At 67.8% G+C, this 10,427-nt stretch carries 9 protein-coding genes; 3 read left to right on the top strand and 6 right to left on the bottom strand.

The genetic code is table 11. The features are described from left to right. Positions 1 to 528, bottom strand: a 528-nt coding sequence (locus RU01_RS17715) for a CGNR zinc finger domain-containing protein (RefSeq protein WP_042575902.1), incomplete at its 3' end; no start/stop codon positions are given. Positions 529 to 670: 142 nt separating this feature from the next. Then, entirely contained in the window at positions 671 to 1,351 is a 681-nt protein-coding gene (locus RU01_RS17710; RefSeq protein WP_042575901.1) for a GOLPH3/VPS74 family protein, read from the bottom strand. A gap of 42 nt (positions 1,352 to 1,393) precedes the next feature. Here RU01_RS17710 and RU01_RS17705 point away from each other — a divergent pair, with 42 nt between their 5' ends. Next, positions 1,394 to 3,277, top strand: a complete 1,884-nt coding sequence (locus RU01_RS17705; protein WP_042575900.1) for a propionyl-CoA synthetase — start codon at positions 1,394 to 1,396, stop codon at positions 3,275 to 3,277. Here the strand turns inward: RU01_RS17705 and RU01_RS17700 are convergent. The 3 genes from RU01_RS17700 to RU01_RS17690 all read right to left on the bottom strand — a co-directional run bounded on the left by RU01_RS17700 (position 3,267) and on the right by RU01_RS17690 (position 7,901). After that, the gene (locus RU01_RS17700) at positions 3,267 to 4,622 is read right to left on the bottom strand and encodes a cryptochrome/photolyase family protein (protein ID WP_042575899.1); all 1,356 of its coding nucleotides are present in this window, start codon (positions 4,620 to 4,622) and stop codon (positions 3,267 to 3,269) included. The two genes, RU01_RS17705 and RU01_RS17700, sit on opposite strands and share 11 nt — an antisense overlap. A 38-nt stretch (positions 4,623 to 4,660) precedes the next feature. Continuing rightward, positions 4,661 to 5,602, bottom strand: coding sequence for an esterase/lipase family protein (locus RU01_RS22270; protein ID WP_156148976.1), 942 nt, complete (start codon positions 5,600 to 5,602; stop codon positions 4,661 to 4,663). A gap of 121 nt (positions 5,603 to 5,723) precedes the next feature. Next, a complete protein-coding gene (locus RU01_RS17690) occupies positions 5,724 to 7,901 on the bottom strand; it encodes a glutamine synthetase III family protein (protein ID WP_042575909.1) in 2,178 nt (725 codons plus the stop codon). Positions 7,902 to 8,020: 119 nt separating this feature from the next. On the opposite strand from RU01_RS17690, the gene RU01_RS17685 reads away from it, so the two are divergent. Both RU01_RS17685 and RU01_RS17680 read left to right on the top strand, forming a co-directional pair. Next, on the top strand, positions 8,021 to 8,746 hold the full coding sequence (locus RU01_RS17685) for a response regulator transcription factor (RefSeq protein ID WP_042575898.1): 726 nt from the start codon (positions 8,021 to 8,023) through the stop codon (positions 8,744 to 8,746). After that, a complete protein-coding gene (locus tag RU01_RS17680; RefSeq protein ID WP_042575897.1) occupies positions 8,743 to 10,050 on the top strand; it encodes a sensor histidine kinase in 1,308 nt (435 codons plus the stop codon). Before RU01_RS17685 ends, RU01_RS17680 begins: the two co-directional genes overlap by 4 nt. Positions 10,051 to 10,052: 2 nt before the next feature. Here RU01_RS17680 and RU01_RS17675 read toward each other — a convergent pair whose 3' ends face one another. After that, positions 10,053 to 10,409: an FKBP-type peptidyl-prolyl cis-trans isomerase gene (locus RU01_RS17675; protein WP_042575896.1), complete on the bottom strand. Its 357-nt coding sequence runs from the start codon at positions 10,407 to 10,409 to the stop codon at positions 10,053 to 10,055. Between the last annotated feature and the right edge of the window lie 18 nt (positions 10,410 to 10,427).

The following is a 10,427-nucleotide window of genomic DNA, read 5'->3' as shown; positions in this document are numbered from 1 at the left end:
GGAACTTGGGGCGGTAGCTTTCGCTCGATGTCGACGCACCGCGTCGCGATTCGAACATGCTGTGCCGCAATACCTCTGCCTCCCCGTTCGCGAAAAGTCGGCGTACACCCGATCGCAGTCCGCGGCATCGCAGCGGCCCAGTCGGTGCATTCCACGCCCGACGAGGTGGAGTGCGGTTCCGACGCTGACCAGTGCTCGCACGACGTCGGCGAGGGGCAGTTCGGGATCACGGTAGTGCAGGTGCCAGCCGTCGTCGGCGTGGTTGGTCAACCTCGGATACGCGGACGTCTGCGCCAGCAGCGCGTTGAGCGCGAGTGCACGCTGATCGTGTGTCGGCGCGTCGATCACCGTCAGCCACTCGTCGAAGAACGCCGCGGCGCGCGCGAGGTCCGTGTGCATCGCGACGGTGTCGTCCGACATGCCCGCGTCGAGGCAACGCTGCTCGAACTCCACGGCGTCCGTCGGCGGATCGTTGACGATGTCGACGGCCAGCCGGACGGCATATTCTCCGTAAGGGTTGAGATGCATAAGACCATTACAGCAGACTCGACGACATGAGCGAACTCCTGTGCCTGCACCGATGGACCGTCGCGTCCCGACACCCGACGAGCGAAGGCACGGTGATCTATCTCCGGTGCCACTGCGGAGAGCACCGGGTCACGCGCGACGCTCAGCTGCCGGACGTACTGGCCATCACCGGCACCATCACGGCCACGGTGACCGCCGTGTAGACGTCCTGCACCGCCTTCCGGACAGCCTCACCGGCCCAGTCCCCCTGCGCGATGTCCTTGGCGCGGTTCCTGATCGAGCGTTTGTCGGCATCGGGCAACACCTTGTGCGTGGCATCGATCGCCGACAGCAGGGCGACCAGTGCGCAGGTGCGCGCGTCGGGGTCGAGTCCGTCGACCAGCACCGACGACAACGTGGCGCGTACCCGATCCTCGTGCGAAGAATCGCGCGCCGGCCACGACGTCGTCGGGAAGAGCCCGAGAACCCGACCGCGCTCCTCGCCGACGAACCCCCGATCGATCACCCTGGCCACGACCTGCTCGCGAATGCCCTTGTGCAGCTTCTCCACGGCGGACTTGGGCGTCATCGGCCGCTTCGCCGTCTCGATGGTGTCGACCGCACGGGCGAGGAGCTGATCCGATGGAATGCGACCGGGCGTGACGGCGAGGCGGCCCTTCTTCGTGGACTCGTTGTCGCCGGCGACGAAGACCGTGCCGTCCATCGCCAGCTCGAGCACCACGGCGCCGGCGAGGACACGCGGCAGTTTGGTGCTGTCGACGACCGGCTTCCCCGATCCGTCGTCCAGAAGGAGAAGGAGCAGATCCTCGGCAATCAGGGTCATGACTCGACCTTACGGAACGCGGACGAATATTACAGTCGGGTCATGAGCGAATCCGGTGCCTACCGCAGGGCGTACGACGCCGCCGCGACCGATCCCGAGACCTTCTGGCTGGACGCCGCGCGCGCGGTCGACTGGGAGAGCGCCCCGACACGGGCCCTCGACTCCACGACGCCACCGTTCTACCGCTGGTTTCCGGGCGGCACCCTGAACACCTGTGTGAATGCGCTGGACCGGCATGTCGCCGCGGGCGCGGGCGACCGAGTGGCGCTCATCCACGACTCGGCGATGACGGGAGCGCGGGTGTCGTTCACCTACGCCGAACTGTTGGCCACCGTGTCGCGATTCGCCGGGGTGCTCGCCGCCCACGGTGTCCGCACGGGCGACCGCGTCGTCCTCTACATGCCCATGATCCCCGAAGCCGTCGTCGCGATGCTCGCGTGCGCGCGGCTCGGCGCCGTCCACTCCGTCGTGTTCGGCGGTTTCGCGGCCAAGGAACTGGCCGCACGTATCGACGACGCGGACCCGGTCGTCGTCGTCACGGCGACGGGTGGCCTGGAACCGGGTCGCACCGTCGATTACGTGACCCCTGTCGCGGCGGCCCTCGAGATGTCGACGGCGACGCCGCGCGCCGTGATCGTCAGGACCAGGCCGGAGGTCTCGATCGAGACACCGGCGACCTGGCTGGACTGGGACCTCGAGATGGAGACGGCGGAACCTGCCGACCCGGTCACCGTCGCGGCCACCGATCCGCTGTACATCCTCTACACGTCGGGTACCACAGGGAAGCCGAAGGGCGTGGTGCGCGACAACGGCGGCCATGCCGTGGCCCTGACGTGGTCGATGCGCAACATCTACGACGTCGGTCCCGGCCAGGTCATGTGGACGGCGTCGGACGTCGGGTGGGTGGTCGGCCACAGCTACATCGTGTACGGCCCCCTGTTCGCCGGCGCGACAACCGTTCTGTACGAAGGCAAGCCGGTGGGAACGCCCGATGCCGGCGCGTTCTGGCGCGTGATCGCCGACTACGGCGTCCGAGCGCTGTTCACGGCGCCGACGGCGCTGCGCGCCATCCGCAAGGTCGACCCCGACGCGGCGCTGCTGGACGAGTACGACGTGTCGTCGCTCGAGACCCTGTTCGTCGCCGGGGAGCGTCTCGACCCCGACACCTTCGCGTGGGCGTCCAGGATCCTGGGCAAGCCGGTCGTGGATCACTGGTGGCAGACGGAGACCGGGTGGGCCATCTGCGCGAACCTTCGAGGTCTGGAAGCGATGCCGATCAAATCCGGCTCACCCACCGTCCCCGTTCCCGGCTTCCGCGTCGGCGTCCTCGACGCATCCGGTGCGGCAGTGCCCGAGAACACGGAGGGCAACATCGTGCTCGAACTACCGCTCCCCCCGGGCACTCTCACGGGTCTGTGGAACGACGACGAGCGATTCGTGAAGTCCTATCTCGATGCCTTCGACGGGCACTACCTGACGGGCGACTCCGGATACGTCGACGCCGACGGATACGTCTACGTGCTGGGCCGCACCGACGACGTCATCAACGTCGCCGGGCACCGATTGTCCACGGGCAGTATCGAAGCCGTGGTCGCGTCGCACCCGGCCGTCGCAGAATGTGCCGTCATCGGTATCCACGACGAGACGAAGGGACAGCGACCGAGCGCGTACGTGGTGCTGAAGTCCGGGGTGTCCATCGACGAGGACACGCTGCGGGCGGAACTCGTCGCCGCGGTGCGCGCCGACATCGGCGCCGTCGCGACCTTCCGCGACGTCACCGTCGTGCAGGCGCTGCCGAAGACCCGCTCGGGCAAGATCCTGCGAAAGACGATGCGGCAGATGGCCGACGGAACCGAGGTGGTGGTTCCGTCGACCATCGAGGACGCATCGGTGCTCGACGCGCTCGCGGCCGTCTTCAGGACTTGAGCGCGGCGAAGCGACGCAACGCTTCCTCCCGCTCGTGCTTGTGGTCGACGATCGGCTCGGGGTAGTCCTCGGGCCGACCGTCCTTCAGCATGTGCACCGCCTTGCCGTCGATGCCGCGTAGTTCGGGGACCCACCGACGCACGTAGTCACCGTTCGGGTCGAACTTCTCTCCCTGCGTGGTGGGGTTGAAGACGCGGAAGTACGGGGACGCATCGGTTCCCGTGCCGGCAGTCCACTGCCACCCGTGCTGATTGCTGGCGATGTCACCGTCCATCAGGTGATGCAGGAAGAAGCGCGCTCCACGCCACCACGGCAGGTGCAGGTCCTTGACCAGGAACGACGCGACGATCATGCGCACACGATTGTGCATCCAGTTCTCGGACACCAGTTGTCGCATCCCGGCGTCGACGATGGGGAAACCCGTCCTGCCGTCGCACCATGCCTGGAACAGCTCGTCCGCGTGCTTGCCGGAGTCGAGTTCGATGGCATCGAATCGCTTGTCGTAGTTCTCGCGGGCGCTGTCCGGACGGCGGAAGAGGATGTCCCCGTAGAAGTCTCGGAAGCACAGTTCGCGTCGGTACGCTTCCGACCCGTCGTTCTTCAGAGACGCGAGATCGGCGAGCATCGTCCGGGGATGGATGGTGCCGTACTTCAGATGCACCGACATGCGGCTGGTGCTGTCCTTGTCGGGACGGTTGCGCTCGTCGTCGTACCCGGCGGCGCGGTCGTCGCGGAAGTCGGCCCACGAGGCCAGGGCCGCCTTCTCCCCCGCGTCGACGTCCGCGTGCGTGCTCTCCTCCGGGATGTCGGTCCGCGCAGGGCCGCCCGAGAGGCTGTCCGGATCGATCCACGTGGCCGTCTTCGCGGACGTGTCGGCCGGGCCACGCCACCCGTGCTCCTGCCACCGGCGATAGAATGGGGTGAAGACCTTGAAACCCTCGCCGTCGTCCTTTCGGATCCGTCCCGGTGACACCGCGTACGGCGAACCGGTGCGGACCAGGTCCACCGACTCCGCCACCGCGTCGTCACGCCGGCGACCGTACGGTCCGAAGTCCTCGCTGACGTGGACGGCATCGGCCCCGACCGCCTTCGCGACGGCCGGCACCGCGGTGACCGGGTCTCCCTCGACGACCAACAACCGGCCGCCCAGCTGCTCGTTCAGCGCGGTGAGCGAGCGGAACAGCACATCGCGCCGCGCCGGACCGGACGGCCCCAGCAGGTGCTCGTCCAGGACGAACAGTGCCAGCACGTCCCGTCCGTCCTCGGCCGCGTGCGCCAGGGCCGGATGATCGCCGAGTCGGAGGTCGCGCCGGAACCACAGGACGGACGGTGCATTCTCACTCATGGTTCATGTTCGTACCCGTTCCGCCTCTCGGCCGAACGTCAGGGGCCGAGGAAGGGCGGTTCGCCGGGGAGCAGTCGAGTCTCCACCTGCGCCTGCACCAGACCGGCCAGAGCGGACGGGGCCGTCTTCAGCGGTCCCAGCGGATCGGTGCCGGGAGGAGTGAGCTGCAGGCAGCTCTGCGTACCGATGCGGGAGCGATCCGCCGGACCGTCGTGATCGAGCGCGTCGGCCAGCATCGCCATCGCGGTGGCATCGGACGGCAGCAGCACGTGGGACACGTACTTGCCCGGGCAGACATCCTGGATGACCAGGTTGGCAGCACCGGTCATCGCGTTGGCGGCGGGAGCCGGCCGCACCAGCTCGTCGAAGGCGGTCGCGACGGTGGTCACCGACGACCCGGCCGGGAACGGCGTCTCGACGAGGGCAGTCATGAAGTCCGAGCCCGTGGAAAACTGCCAGATGGGGGCGGCGCACCCACCGAGCGCACCGCAGACGGCGTCGGTGTCCTGTCCGGCTCCGACGGGAGCGAGGCCCACGACGTCGTCGACGACGGCAGCGACGTCCGGGTCGGACTTGACCGCCCACGCCGCGAGCGTCCCACCCTGACTGTGTCCGACCAGGTCGACCGGGCCGCCGCGGGCATCCGCGGTGCGCAGCACGGCGTCGACCACGTACTGCGTACTGATCTGGACGTCCACCGTCGCGCGACTCGGAAGTTCCACCGTGCAGAAGGGCCGACCGGTCTGCGTGAGCCACGGTTCGAGAACGGCGCCGAAGTCCTCGGCGCTGGTCGTCCAGGTGCCGTGCACCAGGACCACCGGATCCTCGGCTGCTCCGGCGACATCGCCCGTGCACCGGTACGTCGACCCCACACCGGACTCCGCCGGCGCAGCGACGGCGGATACCGCACTGACCACCACGGTCGCGGCAACAGCCGTCACCACCAGCCCGATGCGCATCGGCACTGTGAACATCGACATCGCGCTGTACGACACATCGATCACCCCCGAGGCGGAAAGCTACCGCCTGCCGGAGACCGAGCCGTCCCGAAATCGGACATCCGAGACGGCTCGAGGGGAAGTCACCAGCGCGAACCCCGAGTCACAGGACGAACAACATCTCCTGGTACGTCGGCAGCGGCCACAGGTCGTCGGCCACGACCTCCTCGAGTGTGTCCGCGGCCGCACGCACTGCCGCCATCGCGGGGAGCAGGGCTTCCTTCGCGTGCGTCGCCTCACCGAGAGCGTCGTGACCGGTGTCGGCCGCGAGCGCTGCCTTCAGCGTCGCCAACCCCGCGCGGAGAGCAGCGAGGGGTTCGGACACGGCATCGAGCGGCGCCATGTCGATCTCGACCCCGACCGCCTTCAACGCGGCCAGGTTCTGGGCCACCTCGGTCTGGTAGCGGACCGCTGCGGGAAGCACGATGGTGGTCCCCATCTCGAGGGTCAACCGTGCCTCGACTCCGATGGTCAACGCGTACTGCTCGAGCCCGATCTCGTAGCGGCTGTGCATCTCCCGCGAGTTGAAGACGTTGTACTTGCCGAACAGCGCGAGAGCCTCGTCGGTGATGAGCTCCGGCAGGGCGTCGAGAGTGGTGCGCAGGTTCGCCAGTCCACGAGCCTCGGCCTCGATCGGCCAGTTCTCGGAGTATCCGTCGCCGTTGAACACCACGGCGCCGTGATCGGTGATGATCTGCGTCAACAGGTTCTGCACCGCGGTGTCGAAGTCGACGCCGTCCGCGACAGCCGTCTCCAGTTCGGTGGCCATGTAGTCCAGCGACTCGGCCATGATCGTGTTGATGACGACCATCGGCTCGTTGACCGTCTGCATCGATCCCGGTGCGCGGAACTCGAACCTGTTGCCCGTGAACGCGAACGGGCTGGTGCGGTTGCGGTCGCCCGGGTCCGTCGGCAGAACGGGGAGCGTGTCCGCCCCGATCATCATGGTGCCCTTGCCCTTCGACGACGTCGCCGCACCCTTGGCGATCTGGTCGAAGACATCGGCCAACTGGTCGCCCAGGAAGATCGAGATGATGGCGGGCGGAGCCTCGTTGGCACCGAGGCGATGGTCGTTGGTCGCCGACGCGACCGAGGCGCGCAGCAGCCCCGCGTACTTGTGCACGGCGCGGATCACGGCGGCGCAGAACACCAGGAACTGGGCGTTGTCGTGCGGGGTGTCTCCGGGTACGAGCAGGCTGCCGAGTTCGGAGTTGCCCAGGGAGAAGTTGACGTGCTTGCCCGAGCCGTTGACCCCGTCGAAAGGCTTCTCGTGGAACAGGATCTCCATGCCGTGCTTCTTGGCGATGGTCTTGAACGTCGTCATCAACAACTGCTGATGATCGGCTGCGATGTTGCCGCGTTCGAACATCGGCGCGATCTCGAACTGGCCGGGCGCGACCTCGTTGTGACGGGTCTTGGCGGGGATACCCAGCTTGAACAGCTCACGCTCGGTGTCCATCATGAATCCGAGAACACGCTCGGGAATGGCACCGAAGTAGTGGTCGTCGAATTCCTGCCCCTTGGGCGGCTTCGCGCCGAACAACGTCCGGCCCGCGTTCAGCAGGTCGGGGCGAGCCAGGAAGAAGTGGCGGTCGACCAGGAAGTACTCCTGCTCCGGGCCACAGAAGGACACCACGTGCTCGGGGCTGGTGTGACCGAACAGCGTCAGGATGCGCTCCGCATGACCGCCCATCGCCTGCTGCGAGCGCAACAGGCCCGTCTTGTGGTCGAGCGCCTCACCCGTCATCGACACGAAGACCGTCGGGATGCAGAGAGTGTTGCCGTTGGGGTTCTCGAGCACGTACGCCGGACTGGTGACGTCCCAGCCGGTGTACCCGCGAGCCTCGAACGTGTTGCGCAGGCCGCCGTTGGGAAAGCTGGACGCGTCGGGCTCGCCCTGGATCAGCGTCTTGCCGGCGAACTCCGCCATCGCCGACCCGTCGGACACCGGCTCGAGGAAGCTGTCGTGCTTCTCGGCGGTAAGGCCGGTGAGCGGGTAGAAGACGTGCGCGTAGTGCGTCGCACCCTTCTCGATCGCCCAGTCCTTCATCGCCGACGCCACCGCGTCCGCCACCATCGGGTCCAGCGGAGCACCGTGCTCGATGGTCTTGACCACCGACTTGTAGACCGACTTCGGCAGTCGCTTCTGCATCACGACCCGGTTGAAGACGTTCTCCCCGAACACCTGGCCCGGCGTCTCGGAGTCGGTGAAACTCACGGCCGGAGGCTGGTAGGCCTCGACGGCGCGCAAGGCCTGCAGACGAACGGTGTTCGCGCTCATGGTGGTACCTCTTCCGGTTCGGGACAGCTTCGCGAACACTAGAGACCGTTGATTCCGGGAATGTTGCGCAGATGTGACCGGCGCGGTCGTTTCTGCGCCCGGTTCGGCACAATCGACCCATGACCGAACCCACGACCGACTCCGACCGGCCCGCGACAGTGCTCGTGGTCGACGACGACGTGGATGTTCTGGGCTCCATCGAGCGCGGACTGCGCCTGTCGGGATTCACCGTCATCACCGCGCGGGACGGGGCCTCGGCACTCGACCTCGTCGGCACCCACGACCCCGACGTGGTGGTGCTCGACATGAACATGCCCGTACTCGACGGCAACGGAGTGGTGACCGCGCTCCGGGCGCGCGGCAACGACATTCCCGTCTGCGTCCTGAGCGCCCGCAGCTCGGTGGACGACCGCATCGCCGGCCTCGAATCCGGTGCCGACGACTACCTGACCAAGCCGTTCGTCCTCGCGGAACTGGTCGCGCGCATCAAGGCGATGCTGCGCCGACGAGGCGGACCCGGCTCGGTCGCGTCGGCGTCTGTACCCGCCATGGTCGTCGGACCGCTGAGCGTCGACGAGCCCGGACACCGTGCCGCGATGAACGGGCGTCCACTCGACCTGACCAAGCGCGAGTTCGAACTGCTCGCGGTGCTGGCGCGCAACTCGGGTGTGGTGCTCAGCCGCGAGCGTCTCCTCGAACTGGTGTGGGGGTACGACTTCGTCGCCGACACCAACGTCGTGGACGTCTTCGTCGGCTATCTGCGTCGGAAGATGGAAGTCGGTGGCGCCCCACGCATCCTGCACACCGTGCGGGGTGTCGGATTCGTCGTGCGGACATCTGCGTGACGCGGCGCCCGTTCTCGCTGCGAGCGCGTGTCGCGGCCGCCACCGCGCTGGGCGCGATCGTCATCGTGTCGCTGGTGGGCTGGTACGTTGCCGCGGCGATCTCCCGGAACAACATCATGCAGCTCGATCGTCGACTACAGACCGCCTCCGACGTCGTGGTTCCGCGCGCGCAGACGTTCGAGGTCTTCCTGGGCAGCCTCAGTCGGTCGGAGGCGTTCGCCATCACGATCCGCCAGGCCGACACCGTGCGCGCGAGTACGCAGCCTGAACTTCCGGACCTGACCCTGGGCTCGTCGACCGCCGATGTCGACGGAACCCCGTTCCGCGTGTACACAGCCGTGGTTCCCGATCGGCAGGACGCCGAGGTCTCCATCGGGGTGCCGCTCTCGGAGGCGCAGGACATCACCGACGACCAGCAACGACAGGTGTTGCAGGCCGGGGCGCTGGCCGTCAGCGCCTCGACGGTGCTGGGGTGGATCTTCGGCGGCCGTGCCGTCCGGCCGTTGATGCGGCTCACCCGCGACGTCGCGAAGGACCCGCCGACGCCGCCGCGCAAGTCCACCGGGGTGCGCGAAGCGGATGCGTTGGCCGCCGCCGTGGGCGACATGCTCCAACGCGTCTCCGACGCTCAGGAACGAACGGAGAGCGCGCTCGAGACCGCCCGCGATTTCGCGGCCGTATCGGCACACGAACTGCGGACGCCCCTGACGGCGATGCGCACGGACATCGAGGTGCTGCGCACCCTCGACCTGTCCGAGGACCAGCGTCGCGAGATCCTGGGCGATCTCCATCGGACGCAGGGCCGGGTGGAGTCGACGCTGGCGGCGCTCGAACGGTTGGCGACGGGTGAGCTGACATCGGCCGCGGATCGCGTGAGCATCGACGTGGTCGAGGTCGCCGACCTGGTGGCCAGGGATGCGGAACGGACGATGCCGTCCCTGCACGTGCGCGTGGAGGCGGCCGGCCCGGTCACGGCCCTGGGCCACCCGACGGGGCTGCGTCTGGCACTGGACAACGCCGTACTCAACGCCGTCCGTCACGGAGAAGCGACGTCCGTCGTCATCACCGTCGAACGGTTGCAAGACGGGAGCAGCCGAATCATCGTGGACGACAACGGAACCGGCGTGCCCGAGGACGAGCGGGAGCGCGTGTTCGGACGATTCGAACGGGGAACACGCGCCGCGGCGGGCGGGTCCGGTCTGGGACTGGCGCTGGTCGCCCAGCAGGCTCATCTGCACGGGGGAACCGTGCGCTTGGAGTCGAGCCCGCTGGGCGGCGCGAGGTTGGTGCTGGAGGTGCGCTGACCTCAGGCGTTGAGCAGGTCGATCACGAACACGAGAGTCTTGCCGGACAGTCGATGCCCGGCGCCCGCGGGGCCGTAGGCCAGCTCGGGCGGGATGGTGAGCTGACGACGCCCGCCCACCTTCATGCCGGGAATGCCGTCCTGCCAGCCCTGGATCAGGCCACGCAGCGGGAAGGTGATGGACTCTCCGCGGTTCCACGACGAGTCGAATTCCTCGCCCGTGTCGAATTCGACGCCGACGTAGTGAACCTCGACGGTGCCGCCGGGAACAGCCTCTTCGCCGTCACCGATCGTGATGTCCTCGACCACGAGGTCTGTGGGAGGGGGGCCGGCCTGGAACTCGATCTCGGGCTTGGTCACAAGAACTCCTGTAGTCGA

It is taken from the genome of Rhodococcus sp. MEB064 (assembly GCF_000834565.1).
Classification (GTDB): Bacteria; Actinomycetota; Actinomycetes; order Mycobacteriales; family Mycobacteriaceae; genus Rhodococcoides.
Note: the sequence above shows the minus strand (reverse complement) of the source record. Positions and strands in the feature narration are given on the sequence as shown.

Coding starts and splice junctions, on each gene's coding strand:
- RU01_RS17710 (WP_042575901.1), bottom strand. CDS start 1,351: ATGACCCTGATTGCCGAGGATCTGCTCCTTCTCCTTCTGGACGACGGA.
- RU01_RS17705 (WP_042575900.1), top strand. CDS start 1,394: ATGAGCGAATCCGGTGCCTACCGCAGGGCGTACGACGCCGCCGCGACC.
- RU01_RS17700 (WP_042575899.1), bottom strand. CDS start 4,622: ATGAGTGAGAATGCACCGTCCGTCCTGTGGTTCCGGCGCGACCTCCGA.
- RU01_RS22270 (WP_156148976.1), bottom strand. CDS start 5,602: ATGTCGATGTTCACAGTGCCGATGCGCATCGGGCTGGTGGTGACGGCT.
- RU01_RS17690 (WP_042575909.1), bottom strand. CDS start 7,901: ATGAGCGCGAACACCGTTCGTCTGCAGGCCTTGCGCGCCGTCGAGGCC.
- RU01_RS17685 (WP_042575898.1), top strand. CDS start 8,021: ATGACCGAACCCACGACCGACTCCGACCGGCCCGCGACAGTGCTCGTG.